This window comes from Thalassotalea sp. 273M-4, assembly GCF_041410465.1.
GTDB lineage: Bacteria > Pseudomonadota > Gammaproteobacteria > Enterobacterales > Alteromonadaceae > Thalassotalea_A > Thalassotalea_A aquiviva.
Genome location: NZ_CP166961.1, coordinates 2,807,562 through 2,829,126, shown reverse-complemented (window position 1 = coordinate 2,829,126; position 21,565 = coordinate 2,807,562). Strand labels below are relative to the sequence as shown.

The window sequence follows — 21,565 nt, the reverse complement described above, 5'->3', positions numbered from 1 at the left end:
AAAAGCATTAATAATATTTAGTATACTCATGCATCTAAGCTGATTTCATCAACGGCATATGACTATGTAGGGTTTGTTTGATCTAGGTCGTATTTTAAGCAAAACAAAGCACTAAGTAGAGCGAGTTGGTCAGCACTTAAGAGCGATAACACGGTAAAAGGTTTAATGGAAATAGGTGGGTAATTACAATTTTCCACGTTATAATGTCGCGATAAATTTCATCTAAAATCCTAGCAGTAAAGGTCGATAAGCATCATATGCAAGCAGTTTTTGAAAACAACAAAGCAATTTTGTCGGCTGTTTTAAAATTGGCTTTAATGTCACTACTGTTAGCGAACCTATTGGCTGTGTTTTTAGTTCTGTTGAAAATACCTGGCTTTACCCCTTCTTATGCGCAACAAATATTTAAGCCGTTTTTGGTTTATCACGTTAATTTGGCGATGTTATTCTGGGTTCCAATAATCAGTTGCTGGTTTGCCGGTTATTTATTTTCACTTAATCAATCGCGAATCAAACTAAGCATTGGCTTGAGCTTGTTGTCTTTCTTGTTGCTGTTTATCTCACTCTTTGACTTAAACAATCAGGTCAATCTGAATAACTATTTTCCAACAATTTCTAGCCCTTGGTTTCTTGGGGCTTTGGTTGTTCAATTAGTAGCTATCAGTGTTTTTTACAGTGCTATTCACTGGCAATGTAAGCAAAACCAAAGTGCTAAATATTTATTTCGTTGGGCGGTTTGGGCTTGGTGGTTATTTGTCGCTAGCTTGCTTGTTAATCTTATTCAACTTGATATCACAACAGCTAGTGCCGTTTATTTTGAGCAATTAATATGGGGGCCAGGTCATGTTCAGCAAGTGATGAACGCCTTATTAATTGCTGCATGTTGGTCTTGCTATTTAAAGGATAGCCGTTGTACTCAAGCGCTAAAAGCCACAGCGATTTTGGCCATCTTTACAACCGTGTTGACCCTTGGTATTGCACAGATAACAGATGATTTGTATCTAAAGCGGCAAGTGTTTACTTGGCAAATGAGCTATTTTAGCTGGTTGCCGATGTTGGTCGTTGCTTACTTACTTATAAAGCAAAGAGTGAAAAACCTATACTTACATTGCTCTTTAGTCTTGGCTGGCTGTGGGGTGATTGTTGGCGCCCTAATTACCCCAGGGATGTTAACAGTACCCGGTCATTATCACGGAATGACTGGCGCCTTTAATGTTGCCTTCTTTGCCCTAATCCTTCTAGCCTATCAATTTAACCCCAAAGGCAAAGCCGTTTGGCTGACCACGATTTACAGTCTCGCATTACTGATTTTGGTTTTCGGTTTGAGTTTGGCGGGGATGTTAGGCATAGGGCGTAAACTCGTCGCTCAACAACAAGGCGTGCTTGAACCTATGCAAATGGTCGCTATCGCTTTCGTTGTTATTGGCGCTTTTATTGCAATTATAGCCTCATTGTTACTTACCCAAAGACTGCTGAGGAATAAGGCTTTAGATTGAATTTGTTATTAAAAAGCCTAGGTTTTTGATTTAGCTCTAATTATTTTTGCCAGCAGTGGTTGAACCACCTCCTTAGGTATAGGTACCATTGAGTCATTTTATTACTTAAATCAATGGCACGAGTCAGGTCCTATGAAATCACCCATATTACAGCTTTTTGTTTTAACAACTTGTCTGTATACCCCTACCGTTTTCGCCAAACAAATTTGCGATGATAAGGTTAAGCCTACCATGCCTGATGAGCGTTACGTCCTGTTTGGCGACGAGAACTATGTCCGTGACCGAGTCACTGGACTCGAGTGGACGCGTTGTGCCGTTGGTCAAATATGGCATCCTGAATTGAAAAGTTGTATCGATGCGAGAAAAAAGCAGGTCACTTCTTGGTTTCAATTTGATGCAGCTAAAGACGTTGCCATACGCTTTGTCGATAATAATAACCAAAATGATTGGCGCCTACCTTCTCGCAATGAATTAATGACTTTGGTTGAGCATAGTTGTAAAAACCCCGCCATTAATAGACGCATTTTTCCCAATGCGCCAAGTTGGCGCTTCTGGACATCCACCCAGATGAACACTAACGATGAATACGCCTGGGTTGTTAATTTTCAAAATGGCGAAACGGCGACCATGCTCAAGTCATCGCCTTCGTTTTATGTGCGTTTGGTACGAGGCAATCCTCTACAACTCAGTAAGCCGGAACAAACCCCCTTGTCTGAAACCGCCTTACTTGAGCCTTGGGATGATGGCATTCATGATTTAACAAACCCAGAGCTGACTCTTTTACAGCCCTATCAAGATGCCATAGAAGCATTACCGAGCGACAGCGCAGGTCACCCCGATTGGGCACAAGCGTTAAGGAGAAAACTCGTTCAACCTAGAATGAAAATAGATCCTAATAAAGCGCCACTGTTTGAATGGACAAATAACATTGTCTACAAAAATACCGCCAATATGCCTTGGGTTATTTTCCCGCATAAGACGCATAGCCAATGGTTGGCATGTGAAAATTGTCATGAGCAAATATTCGCCAGTGACGGCTCGAAAGCCGATATCACGATGGCCTCCATTTATACCGGTAATCATTGTGGTGCCTGCCATGGACGTGTTGCATTTAATATCAATACATGTGAACGCTGCCATTCGGTGCCTTATGAAGATATGTCTGAAAATGCGCAAAAAATGCTAACCGAGATTACGCAAGACTAACGAGCAAAAACTTAGTGAGATTGGTATTAAATAGCAAACTTAAAACAAAAAAGCTCCAACGTTGGAGCTTTTTTTATAGGGCAGTAACAAGAGTTTATTGGTTCGTTTTACTCGATTTCTTATTGGCAATATCGGCTTTAATTTGCAGGTATTTTTCTTCAGTAAGATTTTCGATTTGCGCTAAGTTACCGTCTGTTTTCTTTAACGCCGCAGGACGGAAGATATCGACTTTGCGATGATATTGGTCGGCAACTAACACCCGACCATCTTCATCAACCGTAATACCTGAATTAAGCATGTAAACACCGGGTTCAAGTTGATTGCCACGCTGGCCAACGAACATCAATAATCGCCCTTCAGGGTTAAATATTTGATAATTGCCAAAGGCCGCATCTGACACATAGACATTTTTGTCTTTATCAATACTGATCCCCTTTGGTCGACTAAACTGACCAAGTTGACGACCAATCGAGCCAAATTTTCGCACCAAAGTTTGGTTCTTAACATCAATCACTTGTACCCGAAAATTGGCACTGTCAACAACGTATAAATGACCCAGTTCATCATCCCACTCAATATCTTTAGGTAAGTTGAACTGCAAATCGTCTTTACCTCGGGTGCCAATCGTTTGGGTTAGTTCACCCGTTTGCACGTCGACTTCAATCACATCATGTTTTTGACTGCTTACACCGCCGGTATTTGATACGTAAACTTTACGACCATCAGCGGTAACAGCTAAACCGGTAGGGCGCTCAAAAAAACTGTCTTCACCAAGTTGGTTGATATAATTGCCATCTCGATCGTAAAGGTAAATTTTTTCAACTCCAGCATCCATAATATAAAGATTACCTTGAGCATCAACATCAATGCCCATAGGTTGACTTAATGCACCTTCAAGTGGCTCTTTTATGGTGTCGTAAAAAAACTCTGCGACATCAAAAATATGAACTTTTCGCGCTGGCGGATCGCTAACAAAAATTCGGCTACCATGCACCGCAATATCAAAGGGTTTTAACATTCCTTGAGCTTTACGACTAGCACCGGTTAAGTAGCGTTTTATTTGTTCATCTTCTGTTTCAAACTCAACACTCAGATTGGTTCTTAGCATTCTGTCGAAATAGAACCGAGCTTCATCAGGAGCCGCCGGATAACGGTATTCTTTGATGTCTTGTTTGGTTATCTGATTGGATGAACAGCCCGTGATTAACGTTACTGCGGTCAAAGCAGATAACAATAAATATTTTGATTTAGACAGAATTAGCATTTATTTCCCTTTTATAAGAATATTATTTAAAGGCTTAATTGTTTAGTATTCGGCCTTGCCATATAAAATGAACCTTGCACTTGTTAATTTATCTTAATGGCATTGCTTTAAAGTATGTTGACTTAGTTCAAAAAATATAAAGATAGTTAACGCTATAATGTTCACAATTAGCGAATAGAAAATTTAAAATCGGATGCTTATGAATTCTTTCTACCAGTTAGGGAAACTGGGTTTGTTGTTTTCTCTGATCATACAAACCGGCGTTGTATTCGCCGATGACTCGGTTAATGGTGCCCAAATTTGGCGCGCAAACTGTGCCTCATGTCATGGTGCAGATGGGCGTGGTGCGCCACAAATCAAACAGCAATTACAAGGGAATATTGTTGATTTTTCTAGCCTAGCTTTTGCCGAAACCGTTGACCGAAAAAGTATGCTGTTAAGTGTGCGAGATGGTGTTGCAGATACCATTATGCCAGCATTTCGCGATAAACTGAGTTACGCTGAAATCATTGCGGTTACCGATTACCTTAGAGAAAATTTCACCCTAAAAATAGCACTAGGTGAAGATTATGAATTGGGTAAAGGCGTCTTTGCTGATAATTGCTCTGTTTGTCACGGTGACCAAGGGCAAGGTGCAATGTGGACTGCAACCGGTCTTGATCCGAAACCCGCCAACTTTACCGATCCAGTAAAAATAGCCGAATTAGATAGAACACGCATGTTGTTTTCAGTCACTAATGGTCGTCCTGAAACAGCGATGGTGTCATGGAAAAATCGCTTAAGTTCAGAAGAAATCACCGCGGTAGTCAATTATATCCGAGCTGCGATTATGAAAGTTCGTGACAAAGAGACCGAATACGGTGATTCCATGGGAGAAACCATGGATAAATCGGACCCATTTTTAAGTGGTGAAACCTTTGATGAATCCCTTGTGGCAGAAGTCGCACCAACGAGAGAAGAAACGGTTAATGACAAACCTAAAGCTGTCGATCCCTTCCTTGATAGCAGTGCTTATGATGTCGAAGAAGATCCTAACCTTGTTGAAGAGTCAGATATTTACGCCGGTGAAGCGCATGACCATGCAGCGCATATGGGGAAAAAGTTAAATATTAACGATCCTTTGCCAAATGATCTCAGTGGCGAATACTTTGCAGGTAAGACATTGTACGAAAATACCTGTATTCATTGCCATGGCGAAAACGGCGATGGTAAAGGTCCTAGAGCGTATTTTATTTTTCCAAAACCACGTAACTTTACCCATCCAGCGGCAAGAGAAAGTTTTAGTCGCGCGCATATATTTGAACAGGTTCGCACCGGCGTTGAGCGCACTGAAATGCCGGCTTGGGGTAAAGTATTAACAGAGCAACAAATGGCTGATGTGGCTGAATATGTATTCTCAACCTTTATTCGCCCGCAAGCGGAGCAAAATGAATCACCAGTGCAGGTGAAAACGAGTAAGTAGTTATGGGTAAAATCCTTGGTTTATTGTTCTTAAGTACACTGCCTTTCAACTTTGCATGGGGCAGTACAAATAACGTTGATTTAATGACATCCGAAAAATCAGAATCAGGGATAAAAGCCGTGGTTGTGGATGAAGCCAAGGACGCAAACAGCCGTCATGAGATCGGGCGCAAGCTCTACAATTATCGCTGTTATTATTGCCATGGCTATTCTGGTGATGCCAAAACGCTAGCCGCACGAAATATGGTGCCTCCGCCTCGAAACTTTGCTGCCACAGATTTAGCGGCTTTATCTAAAGAGCAAATGCTTGAAGCCGTTATTAATGGTCGTGAAAATACCGCAATGACCGGATTTACCAAATTTATGAACGCAGAAGAAATCGCCACTGTAGTGGACTTTATTCGCACCGAGTTTATGGAACAAAAGCAAGAAAATACTCGCTATCATACGGTTGAAAATGGCTGGCCAGAGCATCAAAAGTACAGCGCAGCCTATCCTTTTGCGACCGGAGAAATTGCTTTAGATACAGAACAAGACTCACTGACCGAACAACAGCGAGCAGGGTTGCAGTTGTATTTAGAGTCTTGCATTACCTGTCATGACAACTCTCGCACCAAAGAGCAAGGACCAATTTGGTCGACCCAAGCTATCTCTTATCCGAGAAATAATTTCTCTTTCACCGAGTTTGACGGCTTTACCGGCGCCAGTACCTATCAAAAACACGATACCTTTGCGCTGTTAGAAAACGCGACTACGCAAGAAAGGTTAGGAGAGACCTTATATCGTGACAATTGTGCCTTTTGTCATGCTATGGATGGTACGGGGTTAAATTGGATTGGTAGCTTTTTAGAGAGAAAACCGCAAAATTTGCAAGACCCTGCATTTATGGGAAATATTAACAAAGCCGTATTAAAAGAAATGATAAAAAAAGGCAAAGCCAATACCTCGATGCCTGCCTGGGAGTCGGTACTTACCGAACAACAAATAGAAGCCATAGTTGTCTATATAGATAAGGCCTTTCACCCCTTAAATGATTAATGTCCCATCGTTTACTTTATGAGTCATAGGTATTTTTTTAGCGTTATTTTTGTCATCCTTGTTGCCTTTATTACGATTGCCATAAGCTCAGTAACCAAGGCGCCTAATGCCGTCATTGGGAAAAACTGGCCACAATGGTCTTTGCCTATTGTCACTCCTTTTTTGGAACATCAAGCAGGTGTAAGTAAAGGCGTAAAGCTTGAACGTGGCGGCCAAATTGATCAAGACAATGCTTGGCAATTGATAAATGTATGGGCGACTTGGTGTGCCCCTTGTCGTGAAGAAATGCCTTGGTTGCAACAGGCATCAGATAAGCTAGAACAAATTGGGGTTGAAATTAAGTTGTATTCTATTGATACAGATCGGAATTTAATCAAAGAGTTTATGTTATCTTCTGGTGTAAATTTGCCCACTTATGTTGTCAAACGAGAACAATTAGAGTTGAAATTGAACACGGATTCCTATCCCAGTACATATTTAGTTTCAGCCAATGGAAAAATTGTTGCCTTTTATCAAGGTGCAAGAGAGTGGCAATCAGAGCAAGTGTTGAAAGAGATACAGCAACTGAAAGAAGAATATGAACAAAAATAATAAATTTGATCAAACAGCCTTTCATAACACCATACGCGGAAAAGTTTTACTGTTTATTGCCTTGATGAGCTTCTGTATCGGTGCGGTTTTTATTTACAGTTTTGAACAAAAATCAATTTTAGAACAAAAACTAAGTGGTATTTATGAACTGCAACAGGCACAAAGCCTGTTGCTTGAAGCTGATTTAGCGGTATTTGATGCTATAACCCAACTTGTGGTGTTATTTGAGCCGGCTGCTCGCAAAGAAGTCTTAATTGAAGTTCACCAGCAGTTTATTGGTTTAACCAAGCATTATGAAAATATTGCCGCCTTATACCCTGAGCGAGCTCCATCGTTTTACAGTTTGTTAAGTAGCTTGGCTAAAGTGGTTATGTCACCCAATAGCGAAGATTTAAGGCAAGTGAGATTAAACTTAGAAACTCATAAATCGCAGCTTAATACTTTGATTCTTGAGAACAAACAAGCACAAACCGACCTGATTTTCGAGTATGAAAAAACCAGTGACCGAGTGGCTTTTCGAATGGTCATGCTGGCTTTAACTGGGATGTTGTTTTTGGTTATAACGGCAAGTTTATTTTTCTCGCGAGTAAACAAAGACGTGGGAAAAATCCTTAAGCAAATTAGAGACATTGTTGCGCGCAAACCATCGACGTTACTTAAAAACACCCGTGATGATGAAATTGGTCAACTGATGTTTGGTATTAATGAGATGTCTCTGGCGCTTGATGAAAGAGACCGTCAACTGCAAATAGAAAAGCTTGATAAGTCGCATGCTGAAAGTTTGGGCGCAATAGAGCATTTAACCGCAGGTTTGGTGCATGAAATAGGCAACCCTGTTGCAGCCATCAGTGGGATGTTAAGTTTAATTGACTACTATGGTGCTCAATTGCCCGATGATGTAAAAAATAACTTAGCCACCATTGGCGAGTACAATCAAAAACTGCAAATTATAAAAGACGATTTAGCTAAAATTGCGACCCCAACCAGCAGTCAGCAGACCTTGATTGATGTCAATGAGTTGATTGAACAAATAGCCAATGTGCTGAACTATGATGAGCGTTGGTATGGTATAGAAATTGAACTCGAATTAGCCTCTCATTTGCCCGCTTTATTTGGCTCTAGCGGCCAATTAAAGTTGTTATTAAGTAATTTGTTGAATAATTCACTGGAAGCTAAATCTCAACATAAACACACTATTTTAATTCGTACCTTACTGATCAATAACGAAATCGTATTATCGATTAAAGACAATGGTAAGGGGATGGACGATGCCACCTTAGCCCAGGCTTTTAATGCTTTTTTTACCCAAAAAGATCCGTTGCAACACAGTGGGCTTGGTTTGTATAGCAGCTTAAGCATTATTGAAGCCCATAATGGACGAATTAATATCACCTCTGAACAGCATAAAGGCACCGAAGTTAGAGTGTATTTTGAGCAGCAAGCCACTACTGCTCAGCATGTTACCAACGAGGTGGCTACCGATGTTTAAATTATTGTTCATTGTCATGGCCGTTGTGTCTTTTAATGCTCTCAGTGCTAGCCTTTATTTGCAGTTACTGCCAATACATATTGCAGCCTTACCGTTGTTCGCTTTGTTTTCTGGGGCCTTTATTTATCGTCAGGTTGTCACGAAAAAGACGACACGTTTTGAGGTCATGGAGTTCGCTAGTCAGCCTGTTTTGCTGACAGATAATGCAGGTAATATTTCGTATCTCAACAATGCCGCACTGACATTGATCGGTGGTCGCGAAAATGATGTTATTGGCAGTAGCATTTATCGACTTATTCCGCAGTTACCTTCTTGTTTGCAAAATAATCAAAAATTTCGAAAAATAAAAAAAAGTGAGCTTTGTAACTGCCAAACCATCAGTCCTGATCAGCAAGATTTTGTATTAATGACCCCAGATCAAAACGAAGTCGCTATTAGCATCAGTGTGTTAAAGTTAAAAAATGGTTCGTTAGCTTTTTATTTATCAGACCAAAGACCGGTTAATCAATTACAACAACAGTTAGAAAAGCAAAATAAAGCGGCCACCACAGGTGAATTTTTGGCGGGCATTTTACATGAAGTTGGTAATCCTATGGCCGCCATCGAAGGGATTGCCTACAACCAGTTATGGCAATTAGAACAGGGCGGTAGTGATGTCGTTTTGCAGACCCTAAAAGATGATTTGCAATTAATTCAGCAACAAGCAAGTAGAATCAACCAAATTAAAAATGAGTTTAGTCAAATATCCATTCACAGCAGTGATGAAAACGATTTAATTGATATTGCTAACTTAACCAAACAACTGATCAAATTAGCACAGTTCGATAAACGTGGTCATAACATTGAGTTTAATTATCAGGCCGTCACTGGCGTGCCGGCAATTAGGGCTCATAAAGGTAAGCTGACACAAATTTTACTGAATATTTACTCCAACTCTATGGACGCATTACAACAGCAGCCTAACGGTGAAATCAACACGAATATTTCGCTTACTGAGCATAATTTAGTTATTGAAATTACGGACACCGGCTGTGGTATTAAAGCCGAAATAATCGAAAAGATTTTTGAGCCATTTTACACCACCAAAGAGCAAGGCACGGGTCTTGGCATGGTTATTTGTAAAAATTTAGCCGAGTCGATGCACGCTTCTTTGGCTATTGACTCGCAAGTTGGAAAGTTTACCAAAGTGACACTTTCGTTGCCATTAACAGATAGAGCACTATGAAAAAGTTAAACATTTTAATTGCCGATGACGAACCCGCTATTCGTCAGATCATGACCAGTATCATTGAGCGAGAGGGACACCATGTCGAAACCGCTGAAGATGCTGGCTCTGCCTTAGCTGAGCTGATGACGAATCAATATGATGTGGTTTTTTCCGATGTAAGAATGCCTGACTTTACCGGTATTGAACTGCTTAAGAAGGCACAAGCAAAAGGCATTGAAAGCCAATTTATTATTATGACTGCGTTTGCCTCAGTTAATACTGCGATAGAAGCGATGCGCAATGGTGCTTTTGATTATTTAACCAAACCATTACGACCGGAAGACGTGATCCATCGGATTCAGCAAATTGCTGATTTCATTGGTCTAAAGTCAGAGAATAAAGTGCTGCGAGGCCTGGTTATGGGCATTGGTGACCGTCAATGCGCGATGCAATCTGATACCATGCTTAAAGTTGAGCGACTGATTAAAAAAGTGGCTAAAACCGACTCGACGGTATTGATCACAGGTGAAAGCGGTACCGGTAAAGGCGTAACGGCTCGGACCATCCATCAAAATAGCTTAAGAGCAAGCGGGCCTTTTATTCCAGTCAATTGTGGTGCCATCCCTGAGCATTTAATTGAAAGTGAATTGTTTGGTCATACCAAAGGCGCCTTTACTGGTGCGGTAAAAGCGAAAAAAGGCTTATTTGCCGAAGCCGATGGTGGCACCATTTTTCTTGATGAAATCGGTGAGTTACCCCTTCACTTACAAGTTAAACTGCTGCATGTATTAGAAGAAAAACAAGTACGTCCGGTAGGCAGTGAGCGCTTTCTGGATATCGATGCTCGTATTGTTGCCGCGACGAACTGTGATTTACAAGACATGGTTAAAGAGCACAAATTTCGCGAAGATTTATACTTTCGCTTAAATATTTTTAATATTCATTTGCCATCGCTCCAGCAACGAAAAGATGATATTGCCGCATTAATCGATTTCTTTATTGCCCGCGAATCTAAAAAACTGGGTTTAGCCCAAGGTTATGAGGTCGAACCCGAAGCCATGGAGTTGCTGATTAATTACCCTTATCCAGGCAATATCCGCGAACTTGAAAACGTTATAGCCCGTTCGTTAATTCTCGCCGAAGACGATATTATTCGTACCGAAGATTTACCAGGGCAAATGTTAAGTCATACAAAAGCAATGGTTTCTGGTGATAAAACATTGCGAGAAATGGTGCGAGATTTTGAGATTGATATGATCAAAAAAACGCTTGATGACTGTGCTCAAGACAGAAGAATGGCAGCGCAAAAACTTGGCTTAGGATTATCGAGTTTATATCGCAAGCTAGAAGAGTCGACCCAAGTTGACGCCTAATGATTTTAAACTGGAAACGATTTTAGCCAAGGAGCTTTAATTTACATTGTAAACGATTATGGTGCGACCCTTTATGAAGACAAAACGACAACAAGCCGTATTACTTTTACCTTTACTGGCAGCGAGTGTATTGGCACAACCACTGCAGGCTGAACCTCGCCTAGTTGATTTGCAAGAACAAAGTTTGCCTACTGTGGTGGCGCAAAGCCCCGCGCAGTTAAGCGAAGCTGAACAAGTTGAGTCATGGTATCAACAAGGTGCTGATGCCCATCGTAGGCATGATTTAATGGCCGCCTTTGATTTATTGACAAAAGCAGCCAATAAAAATCATACCAAAGCACAGAGTTTATTGGGGTACTTATATTTGTATTCTGACTATGTTGAGCAGGCCATTCCTATGTTGACTAGGGCTGCAGATAAGGGTGACCTATTAGCAATCAATGAGCTGGTTTCGCATTACGCAAGAGCTAACCCAGAATTTCAAGACTACCCTAAAGCGGTTGCTTACTTGCAAAAAGGTATGGGATTAAACGATAGCTCTTCTATTTTTGCTTTTGCCGATGCGCTAGAATATGGCAAGTTAGGGCTTGCTGTTGAGCCAGCCAAGGCGCTTAAGTTGTATCAAAAACTCAGTGACCAAGACTTTGATAAGGCGACATTAAAACTCATTGATGTGCACACGCAAGGTCTGCTTGGACAATCACCTAACGCTGAAATTGTTGCAACTTTAAAAGCCCGTTTAGGCTCTAAAACAGCAAAACAAGGCGAGTAGGCAGGGGCTAAAGGGCGTTACTTTCTGGAGACTATGATGAAATATCTTGCTTCAATATGTATATTTACAGCAACACTACTGGTTCCAATGAGTGTGTTGGCTAAATCAGGCGAGCAGACTTACTTGCAACACTGTGCTCGATGCCATGGTAAAGACGGCGACTCGGTGATGCCTAGAGCGTCAAACCTAAAACAAAAAGAAGGTTTGAGAAAGCCCGATGCGGCTTTGCTTGAACGAATAAAAAAAGGAGGGCGGATTTGCCCTTCTTATGATGGAATCCTCCGCGATCCGGAGATTGTTAGGCTTATTTCGCATTTAAGGACACTTTAGTCGATGACATTGATTAGAAAATATCTGCTTTTATTTACCCTCTCAAGCTTTCTTTTCGCTTGTTCAGAGCCCGAACCAGATATCGTAATTTATAACGTTAAAGAGCAGTATAACGTTGGTGACAATGCTTTTGTACGTTCACTTGCAGTTGAAACTGAAAAAAATTCTCTTTGGGTTGGTACCGCCATGGGGGTGCATCAAGTTGACACCGTCAGTGGCGATTTAAAAACCACATTTACCCGTGAACATGGCTTAGCGAATGAATACGTCTTTGCAATTAACGTCGATGAAAAAGGTTATAAATGGTTTGGCACCAATGCGGGGGGGATGTCGCGTTATAAAGATGGTGAATGGAAAACATTTTTTCCCATTCATGGTTTAGCCGATTATTGGGTCTATTCATTTGCCAATCACCCCGATGGTAGTTTGTGGGTTGGTACATGGGCAGGTGTAAATCGCGTTGATGGCGAAACCTTAAAGTTTGACACTTATGTAAAAGAGTTGATTAATGAATGGGTTTATGGGGTAGATATTGAAGAAAATGGTACCGTTTGGTTTGGCACCGAAGGTGGTGTAAGCCGTTTTGATGGTGAAAATTGGACCCACTGGACCCATGAAGATGGTATCGGTATTGGTAACGAAGATGGCTTACCGTTTAGTAAAAATACCGGCCTAGGTACCCGCTCTCGTCACGATTTAGGTATCTTAACCGGCGGTAAAGCGACGTATAACCCCAATTATGTTTTCGCCTTGAAACTAGACGCTCGTGACAACTCGGTATGGGTTGGCACTTGGGGGGCAGGGGTGTCCAACTTCAAAGACGGTAAGTGGTCTAATGTAAGTGCGAAAGATGGTTTGGCCGGTAATATAGTGTATGCCATTATTCAAGCCGAAGACGGTGCTTTATGGTTTGGCACCAATGGTGGGGTATCTCGATTTGATGGGGTTAACTGGCAAAACTTTAATCAAAGTAATGGCCTCCTAGACAATAATGTGTATTCAATAGCGCAAAGCTCTAATGGAGATATTTGGGTTGGAACACGTCGTGGTGTGACCCGATTGCAAGGTACAGTGTTCAAGTAATTGAGCACTCACTAAGTCCTTATACTTTTATTTAATAATTTGTTTTAACAAAGGGGAAGTCGTTGAAATATTTTTTTGCAATCATTGTTATCTTTGCTGGCGCGCTGTATTGGTTTTTCGATACACAGCAAGCTCAGGAAAAGAGCAAAACTGAAGACGTGGTTCAAATCGAACAGCGAGCAGACCAGCCTGTTCAACAAGCACAAAATCCAACGTTGCAAACAACCGAACCAAAAAGTAAGTTTGTTCACTTTAACGTCGGTAATCGTAATGTAAAATCGATTTTTTCAGATGGTGATATCATGTGGGTCGGCACCTCAGGTGGTGCTATTCGTTACGATACTCAAACAGAAGACTACCGCCACTTTAGCGTACGTAATGGCTTGCTGGCAAATGGCGTGTTTCACGTTAGCCGCATTGACAAAAATCGCATGGCCATTGGCACGTATGGTGGTGGCCTTGCCGTATTGAACGAAAGCACAGATGAAATGATTATTTACAATGTGCCAAACGGTTTAGGCGACGCCTTTGTTTATGATGTACTTACCGCGAAAAATGGCGATCTATGGATTGCCACGTGGACCGGGGTTAACCGTATTGTCGGTGGCGATCTTGACGATCCAAACGCATGGGAGCTTTATACCGTTGAGAATACCAATGGAGGTGTGCCTAACGATTGGATTTACGGGTTAGCCGAAGGCATCGATGGGCAAATCTGGCTAGCAACCGAAGGTGGTTTAGCGCGCTATAATCAAGGCCAATGGCAAAATTGGCAACATGAAGATGGATTAGGCGCTGATTATGAGTTGGTTAAAGACTTTAATCCATTTAAGCGCGATCCGGCTAACTTTTCGCGTCATCATGCCCAACAAAAAATTGAGCAAGGGTTAACCGGTGTAAATACGGCTTATAACCCCAATTATATTGTGTCGATGGACGTTGAAGAAGATGGTACCGTTTGGGTTGGCACTTGGGGTGGAGGCCTAAATCGCTTCGATGGCGAAAATTGGAAAGTTTACACCCATATTGATGGTTTACCGTCGAACCATATTTTTATGCTAAACCGAGATCAAGAAGGCACTTTGTGGATTGGTACCAGTAAAGGTATGGCGAAGAAAACCAAAGACAGTGACGAGTTTACTTTGTATACCACAGAAGATGGTTTATTTGCCGATGCGATTTTTTCCATGGATGTTCAAGATGACGGTACCCTGTGGATCGGTAGCTATGGTGGCGTCGCTCGGATCAGTCATTTTGATCACTGATAAAACATTCGCATAACGACTTTTGTTAACCGCTCAGTATCATTACCCAACCGGAGGCACTTGCTTCCGGTTTTTATATTACGCTTATTATCCTTGTTAAACCTTTGGCGTTTGTTCGCTCCGAAATTAACCTCTACCTTTGTGCTTTTGACATTTAAAATGCATTCTTTATCCACTCCTGCTTTCGCTCTGTTCACCTTTAGGGAAGAAAAACTCATCGCAAGCGTGTCATTTTTAGAACCAGTTCAGCAATTATCTCTACTGCCATTTCCACAACTAAGAGAGCAATCTCAATAATGAGAAAGTTCAGCCTCTTAGCCATTAAAAAATGAAATAACAACCTGTTAGAGCATGGTGGTTAAATTAAATTAAATAAATACATGTACAGTAATGTTGGGCTCTACAGCTTGATAGACGTTTTTTTTGTGATTTATTTATTGTTGTTCTGGGTTTTTGGCACAGTGGTTGCTTATTAACGGTATAAGACACTTTTGCTAAAAATTATCATCCAAATATTATTGAAGCGAGAGTTCTAAGACAAACGAATAGTAATGTCATCGTTATCGAACATCAATGAAGATGAAACCCTGAAAATGAGGAACATGCAATGAAACTCTTCACTAAAACCAATGCAATAGCGGCGATTATCGCGTCTACTTTGCTAACGGCTGCAACCGCAAACGCTGGTATTGCAGATACTAAGCACAACTTAGGAACAAGTGGTGCAGCAGGAAACAACAAATTGTCAACGGTTACTGCACAAGCAGGTAAAACACCAGATGCGACAGAAATTTGTGTATTCTGTCATACGCCACACGGTGCCAATTCTGGTATTGATGCGCCACTTTGGAATAAAACGTTTAAGCCCGGCACATACGAAACTTATGCGGATATGAACTCAACCTCTATCGACGGTGAAACGCTAACGGTTGGTTCTGTATCTATCGCTTGTTTATCTTGTCACGATGGCTCTCAAGCAATGGACGTGATGTCAAACGAATCTGGTTCAGGTGAAGACACTATTGCTTCTGTAGTTTGGGAAGGTGGTACTCAAACTAGCGGTAAAATGAATGGTTTCGCAGCGGTTGCTGGCGATTCAGCAACACTTAAAAACGATCACCCAATTGGCATTCAATACGCCGGGGGTGGTTACACTGCAACAGATCCTACAGCAAGCGCTGGTGTTGAACAAAAAGATGCGGACTTCCATGCGCCGGCAACCGCGAATATCAATGGCAACCAAGTATGGTGGGTTGATACAGCTGGTGGTGCAACTGACAAGCGTGAAAAAGAAGATATGGTACTTTATAGCCGCACAGGTACAACAAGTGGTGATATTGAACCATTCGTAGAATGTGCAAGCTGTCATGATCCTCACCAATCTGAAACAAACACCTTCTTACGTATTGATAATACCGGAAGTGCAGTTTGTTTAGCATGTCACGATAAATAAACTTAATTTTATCGAGATCAAAGGCTAACCCTAGGGTTAGCCTTTTTTTATCAAATTTTGCATCAAGATATTCGTAAGACCCTGGCTTTTAATGACTTGTATCAATAATTAACATTTATCTAAACGTTAAAATTTTGATCAAATCTGTATTTTCCTATCTTGTCTGCTGACTGGCAGTTAGGTGTTAGGTAAATACGCGTTGAAAGTCATGTTTTAAGTCAAAGAGAAAGAATAATGAAAAAATGGTTATGCCTGACATTAATTGCATCTTCAATCACTATGAATGTGCCAACTTTCGCTCAATCTGAGTCGACTACGACAAGCAAAAACGCTGAACAAGCGAGTGAATCAAAAGCTGTTAGTGTGTTTGAGCAAGAGTTTGCAACGGTCGATGGTGAGCTTATTTCAGTAGCGATGTTTAGAGAGTTTTATAACTATCAAAATCGCAACACTTATTATCATGGTAAGCCACCAGAAGGTGAAGAAGAAAAGTTTGCTAGAGAGCAAAAGGATGAGTTAATTCATTTATTTGTAGCGGCCAATGCAGCGCGAAAATTAGGACTAACGGCTGATTTTAGCAAGCTTGAAGCGGATCTTGACAGTACCATTGACCGTAACGCCGATAATCCCAAATGGCCTGAGGTTAAAGACGATTATATTGCGATGTATCGCACCCTTTATCGTAATATGGCATTAGCCAAAGTTTATAAAAAACATATTGTTGATTCTGTAAAGTTGAGCGAAGAAGACGTCATTTCTTACTTTGAAAATAACCGAGATAAATTTACCCAACCTCCGCAAAATAAACTGGCCGTCATCCTTATCGGTGTTGCACCTAATGCGACTCGTTTTGTCTGGGAAGCGGTCCGAGAACAAGTGGATGAAATTCATGCAAAATTAGTTGATGGTGCAGATTTTTCGGAGCTCGCTATGTTGCATTCAACTGATATTACAGCAGATCAAGGTGGTAATATGGGGCTAGTGCATAAAGGCATGATTTCAACGGAAGTGGAAGAGCTTATAGCAACCATGGAGGTTGGCGATATTACACCGCCAGTATTTATTTTAGATGGTGTGGCAATCTTTAAATTGACGGGGCGTAATCCTGCCACTAGACACACGTATGATGAAGTCAAAGCCAGAGCGCGTCGTTTGGCCGTGCGTGATACCACAGATAGCTTGTGGCAAGATACGCGATTAGCCTTAGTAGAATCGGCTAACGTGCACATTAACGACGAATTTAAGTAGTCATTGGCCAAACTTACATCTTAACAGAATAATTTGATGTTCCGACGGGTTGCTGTAGTGAGCTTGTGTCTGATACCAACTTGGGTACAAGCAGCGGATTGGATAAATTTATACGATAATAACCAACGTACCGATGGCTACGTTGGTTTTTCGTTTTCCAAAAACGACCAATTTGATAATGACCTTAACAATAGTAGCAGTAAAGGCTCTTGGTTAGGGGAGATCTTTAATGAGAATGTTTGGTCTGGCTATATCGACAAACCTTGGATTGCGACCACCATAGTAACCTCGCAATTAAAAGCCAATACCAGTAGTTATGATGTAAATAGCAATGAAACCATTTCGACCATTTCTGCTTTTGCGGGTCAGCAAATTAAGCTATATCCAGATTCTGATTACCCGACCATATTTAGACTTGGCCAAACTTTAGGCTCACATAGCGGACGTCGGGGCTATGAATATGCTCACACCGACTTTCATGTTACGAACACCTATACACCGACTGGGGCTAGTTTTTCCACCCGCATAAACTATCGAGCTCTTTTTGATCGTGAATTTGCCAGTAGTACAGAAAGTGATGATGGCAAACGTCTGGATCATGAGTTGGATTTTGAATTTAACGATAGCCACAGCAGGGGCGATTATAAGCTTATCGCACGAGCAGACAAGCTAGATATAGAGTATGAAAGTGACAACCTGCTGAGCCAAGATTTACGCCAAAACCTGTCTTTACAATATCTTCAGGATTGGCAGTTCAATGAGCAAGACAGTGTTTATTTAAATGCCAGTGTGAGCACTGACAAGTACGCTATAGACAGTGTTAACGTGCTCAACAATCAGAGTATTAAAATTGGTTCAGGCTATGATGTTTTTCAAACCAATGTGTCGTCGTTTATTCGCTCAAAAGAAATTGAAAACCTAACCTATAACCTTAATGCTTATATCAATCAGACCCAGCTGGAAAGCGGATTTTCTAATAGTGCCAATACGGCGAAAAATGCCAGTGTGTATTTTGCCACCATATATGATTATGACCAGAACTGGCAGTTTGATGGTTCAATCGATTCTTATTATTCAGAAAGCAATGGTAACGGCAGTCAATTTTATGCTGCATTTGCCAACGCCAGTTATCAACAAAGTGCTGAACTTAGTGAATCCATCCGTTATCAATTTATGGTCAATAATGGCATTGGTTTAGACCGAGGCGATCGCAATGGCGAAAATTACGCATTCAGAATGGGTAATGGCTTTACCAAATTTATAAGCGTTTATGACACCAGTTTGCAAATCAGTTTTGATCAACTGGTTTCTCACCAAGTTAATAATGCTAAAAATGTAGATCCAGAACAATGGCAAATAAGTCACGACTTAGATTTTGAATGGAGCGCTTATCAAGGTGGGGTGAGTTCAACAGCCTTATTAACCTTATCTGATACCCGTCACTTAACCGACGATCTTGACCGCTTTCAACAAATATACCTTACGCTTCGTCGAAGCACTCAACTAGGTGACTATGACAGCTGGGGCGGTGACTTTGTTTACGAGTGGAATAGTACGGTTTTTGACGACGGCAGTAGCGGAACTTATAACCGAGCGTGGGGGAACTTATTTTATCGTAATACCGAGCTCTGGGATATTCAAAATTTACGCTTTACCTCAGAACTTCGGGTACCCCTTAATGATTTATTGCCCGATGAAAACCGTTTTGGCAATAGCCGACAAGTGGCCAATTGGCATAATAAACTGGACTATCGAATTGGTCTTCTCGAGTTAGATTTTAACGCCACTATGACCGAAGACTACTACCACTTAGCGTTGAATATAAAGCGTAATTTCAATTTCTAATTAACCCCATTATGGAAGAATGAAAAATTCTAACGAAGTAAAGTTTTGCTTCCTAAATTTGACATAATTTGATTTAGAACACATTTTGCCCACCTCAATTAATTACAATTATACCGAGATAAAAATAACATGAAATTTAGGATTGAATCTAAACGATCCAGCCCTAGAAAATAAAAAGGATACAATGTGAATTTCTCCAATCGCCTTCGATTAAGGTTGCCAATCTTTGCCTTATTTGTTGGGTTGCTGGTTTCAGTTAACCTATTTACCTCCCAACAAGCACACGCCGAATATGGCGACGTTGTGATCAATAACTATTCTGAAGAAGCGGGTATGCGTCCTGTTGTATTTCCGCACTGGTTCCATCGAGCGCGCTTTCGTTGCAAAGTTTGTCATGCTGATCTGGGCTTTAAATTTGAAGCCGGTGGTAATCAAATTGACATGCTTAAAATTATTGATGGTGAGTACTGTGGCGCTTGTCATAATGGTGAAATTGCTTGGGCAGTTGAAAACTGCAATCTTTGTCACTCAGGCACACCAGGTACCCCAACGCAAGTTCATGGCAGTACAGTACAGCAGTTAGTCGGTCCAGCCGAAAAAGCAAAGAAGTAGGGGCTGAACAATGAAATACGTAAACATATTAGCCGGACTGTTCCTAGCGGGAACAGCATTAAGTGCCTTTTCAGCAGATATTGCGAACGGCAACAAAATCTCTGACGCATTCTGTGCTTCTTGTCATAAGCCAGGCGTCATGGGGGCACCGAAACTTGGCAGTAAAGATGACTGGCAACCTCGCGCTGATAAAGGTCTTGATAGTTTGCATAATAATGCGATTAATGGGGTGCGCAGTATGCCAGCTAAAGGTGGTAACTTTTCGTTAAGTGCGCAAGATATTAAAGATGTTGTCGCTTATATGCTAAAAGAAGCTGGCGTGGTCATTGCAAGCAATAAGGTCGTTGCTAAAGCGACAACTTCTAAGGCAATAACCACTGCACCTAAACCAACGCCAACCGCATCAACTAAGGTCGCCAAACGTAAAAATGCTAAGGTTATGAATTTTAACCGTTTAATGAAACCACCTTCAGAATGGAACCCCGCACCGTTTGAAGATGGCATTCATGATCCCGATGGTGAAGGGGCGTATATGTTACAAGAGCCTAAAGAGCTGTTTGATAATATTGAAAAGTCGCGTTCTGGCAATCGGGTGGACTGGGTTAAATCTTTAGATAAAGGATTGATTATACCGCGCTGGGATAAAGAAGATGCGAATAAACAACCTTTTGTGATGGACTTAAATATTGTTCGAGAAGTAAAAGGTTCTATGCCCAATGTGGTTTACCCACATAAACAACATACAGAGTGGCTGGATTGTTCTAATTGCCACCCAGATATTTTCATCCCAAAGAAAGGCGCCAATCAAATATCAATGGCATCCATTTTAATGGGGGAAAAATGTGGCGTGTGTCATGGTAAAGTCGCTTTTCCGGTGTCGGATTGTCGTAAATGCCATTCCCAAAATAAGAAAAAGCCTCTTGTTGCGAGTAATAAAAAATAATGAATAGCCGTGGTAAAAAATGTATTCAAGCCATGGCGATATTATGTGCGCTAGGTGGGTCATATGTTTTGGCTACCTCAGCGCCACCTTCAAACGATAGCAAGTTAAAGTTTCAGCTGACGAAGAAGTTGCAACTGGTGGAACAGGTTGTGAGCGATATCGAGCAAAAATCAGCGGCCAGATTAAAACAACCAGGCCTTTTTGCTGACAGTGTTAATTACACCAAGAAACAGTGGTCATTAGCACAACAGGCGATTGACGATAACCAGTTACAAAAAGCCAAGCAGCATGCCGATCAAGCGGTAATTAATATGACCTACGCACGCAGTTTTGTGCAAAAGCCCTTACCTGATGCGCGCGTGACGAAACAAGAATACAACACCTTAAAACAGTCAGTGGATGATTTTCAGCAATCGTTAAACCAAACGCTTACAGAACAAGCGGATGAGTGGGGCGAGCAACAAAGGCAACAAGTCAGTCAATTACAAACGCAAGCACAGCGCAATTATTCTCAAGGTAATCTGGTCGAGGCAAAGAAACGATTAGATGATGCCTATCGAATTTTGGTCATGACCTTATCGAAATTAAAAGACAAGCAAACGACCTTAATTCGCCTTGATTTTAGTGAGCCTAAAAATGAATTTGATTATAAAGTAAAGCGCTTTGCCAGCTTTTCTATTTTAATCGAGCGACAACGTGAGCAGAACGTTTTTGGCGAGAAAAAAGAACGTCGTTTAAAAGATTGGCAGCAACAAGCCCAGACGTTACACACAAGCGCGCGAATCGCCGCAAACAAGGAAGATTTTGCCTTAGCCATTGAGCTGATGGAAAAGGCAAATGAGCAATTAAAGAAAGCCTTGCGGGCAACAGGGCTAAATATTTTTTAGGA

Annotated in this window: 19 protein-coding genes; 18 read left to right on the top strand and 1 reads right to left on the bottom strand. The window is 41.3% G+C overall.

The genetic code is table 11. The features are described 5' to 3' along the window. Positions 1 to 257: 257 nt before the first annotated feature. Both ACAY00_RS12620 and ACAY00_RS12615 read left to right on the top strand, forming a co-directional pair. Positions 258 to 1,496: a hypothetical protein gene (locus tag ACAY00_RS12620; RefSeq protein WP_371374297.1), complete on the top strand. Its 1,239-nt coding sequence runs from the start codon at positions 258 to 260 to the stop codon at positions 1,494 to 1,496. Positions 1,497 to 1,628: 132 nt separating this feature from the next. Beyond that, positions 1,629 to 2,702, top strand: coding sequence for a DUF1566 domain-containing protein (locus ACAY00_RS12615; protein WP_371374294.1), 1,074 nt, complete (start codon positions 1,629 to 1,631; stop codon positions 2,700 to 2,702). 94 nt (positions 2,703 to 2,796) lie between these two features. On the opposite strand, the gene ACAY00_RS12610 is transcribed toward ACAY00_RS12615, so the two are convergent. Continuing rightward, complete coding sequence (locus tag ACAY00_RS12610) at positions 2,797 to 3,966, bottom strand: hypothetical protein (RefSeq protein WP_371374291.1); 1,170 nt, start codon at positions 3,964 to 3,966, stop codon at positions 2,797 to 2,799. 199 nt (positions 3,967 to 4,165) lie between these two features. Between ACAY00_RS12610 and ACAY00_RS12605 the strand changes: the two genes are divergently transcribed. The 16 genes from ACAY00_RS12605 to ACAY00_RS12530 all read left to right on the top strand — a co-directional run bounded on the left by ACAY00_RS12605 (position 4,166) and on the right by ACAY00_RS12530 (position 21,563). After that, positions 4,166 to 5,428: a cytochrome c gene (locus ACAY00_RS12605; RefSeq protein ID WP_371374289.1), complete on the top strand. Its 1,263-nt coding sequence runs from the start codon at positions 4,166 to 4,168 to the stop codon at positions 5,426 to 5,428. Between the two features lie 2 nt (positions 5,429 to 5,430). After that, on the top strand, positions 5,431 to 6,465 hold the full coding sequence (locus ACAY00_RS12600) for a c-type cytochrome (RefSeq protein ID WP_371374286.1): 1,035 nt from the start codon (positions 5,431 to 5,433) through the stop codon (positions 6,463 to 6,465). 18 nt (positions 6,466 to 6,483) lie between these two features. After that, entirely contained in the window at positions 6,484 to 7,056 is a 573-nt protein-coding gene (locus ACAY00_RS12595) for a TlpA family protein disulfide reductase (protein WP_371374283.1), read from the top strand. Continuing rightward, complete coding sequence (locus tag ACAY00_RS12590) at positions 7,043 to 8,545, top strand: sensor histidine kinase (protein WP_371374281.1); 1,503 nt, start codon at positions 7,043 to 7,045, stop codon at positions 8,543 to 8,545. The genes ACAY00_RS12595 and ACAY00_RS12590 overlap by 14 nt, the downstream gene beginning before the upstream one ends. Next, the gene (locus ACAY00_RS12585) at positions 8,538 to 9,770 is read left to right on the top strand and encodes a nitrogen regulation protein NR(II) (RefSeq protein ID WP_371374278.1); all 1,233 of its coding nucleotides are present in this window, start codon (positions 8,538 to 8,540) and stop codon (positions 9,768 to 9,770) included. Before ACAY00_RS12590 ends, ACAY00_RS12585 begins: the two co-directional genes overlap by 8 nt. Next, a complete protein-coding gene (locus ACAY00_RS12580) occupies positions 9,767 to 11,125 on the top strand; it encodes a sigma-54-dependent transcriptional regulator (RefSeq protein ID WP_371374275.1) in 1,359 nt (452 codons plus the stop codon). The genes ACAY00_RS12585 and ACAY00_RS12580 overlap by 4 nt, the downstream gene beginning before the upstream one ends. Before the next feature lie 73 nt (positions 11,126 to 11,198). Continuing rightward, complete coding sequence (locus tag ACAY00_RS12575) at positions 11,199 to 11,897, top strand: tetratricopeptide repeat protein (protein ID WP_371374272.1); 699 nt, start codon at positions 11,199 to 11,201, stop codon at positions 11,895 to 11,897. A 33-nt stretch (positions 11,898 to 11,930) separates the two neighbouring features. Next, positions 11,931 to 12,227, top strand: a complete 297-nt coding sequence (locus ACAY00_RS12570) for a c-type cytochrome (RefSeq protein ID WP_371374269.1) — start codon at positions 11,931 to 11,933, stop codon at positions 12,225 to 12,227. A 3-nt stretch (positions 12,228 to 12,230) separates the two neighbouring features. Then, a complete protein-coding gene (locus ACAY00_RS12565) occupies positions 12,231 to 13,310 on the top strand; it encodes a two-component regulator propeller domain-containing protein (protein ID WP_371374266.1) in 1,080 nt (359 codons plus the stop codon). A gap of 62 nt (positions 13,311 to 13,372) precedes the next feature. After that, complete coding sequence (locus ACAY00_RS12560) at positions 13,373 to 14,575, top strand: two-component regulator propeller domain-containing protein (protein WP_371374263.1); 1,203 nt, start codon at positions 13,373 to 13,375, stop codon at positions 14,573 to 14,575. A 607-nt stretch (positions 14,576 to 15,182) separates the two neighbouring features. Beyond that, positions 15,183 to 16,028, top strand: a complete 846-nt coding sequence (locus ACAY00_RS12555; RefSeq protein WP_371374260.1) for a cytochrome c3 family protein — start codon at positions 15,183 to 15,185, stop codon at positions 16,026 to 16,028. Positions 16,029 to 16,262: 234 nt separating this feature from the next. Then, positions 16,263 to 17,276 (top strand): peptidylprolyl isomerase, encoded by a 1,014-nt coding sequence (locus tag ACAY00_RS12550; protein ID WP_371374256.1) that lies wholly within the window; start codon positions 16,263 to 16,265, stop codon positions 17,274 to 17,276. Positions 17,277 to 17,312: 36 nt separating this feature from the next. Then, positions 17,313 to 19,121 carry a hypothetical protein gene (locus ACAY00_RS12545; RefSeq protein WP_371374253.1) on the top strand — a complete coding sequence of 603 codons (1,809 nt, stop codon included), beginning with the start codon at positions 17,313 to 17,315 and terminating at the stop codon, positions 19,119 to 19,121. Positions 19,122 to 19,307: 186 nt separating this feature from the next. Then, on the top strand, positions 19,308 to 19,733 hold the full coding sequence (locus tag ACAY00_RS12540) for a c(7)-type cytochrome triheme domain-containing protein (protein WP_371374249.1): 426 nt from the start codon (positions 19,308 to 19,310) through the stop codon (positions 19,731 to 19,733). 10 nt (positions 19,734 to 19,743) lie between these two features. Then, on the top strand, positions 19,744 to 20,676 hold the full coding sequence (locus ACAY00_RS12535; protein ID WP_371374246.1) for a c(7)-type cytochrome triheme domain-containing protein: 933 nt from the start codon (positions 19,744 to 19,746) through the stop codon (positions 20,674 to 20,676). Then, a complete protein-coding gene (locus ACAY00_RS12530) occupies positions 20,676 to 21,563 on the top strand; it encodes a hypothetical protein (RefSeq protein ID WP_371374243.1) in 888 nt (295 codons plus the stop codon). Before ACAY00_RS12535 ends, ACAY00_RS12530 begins: the two co-directional genes overlap by 1 nt. Positions 21,564 to 21,565 lie beyond the last annotated feature (2 nt).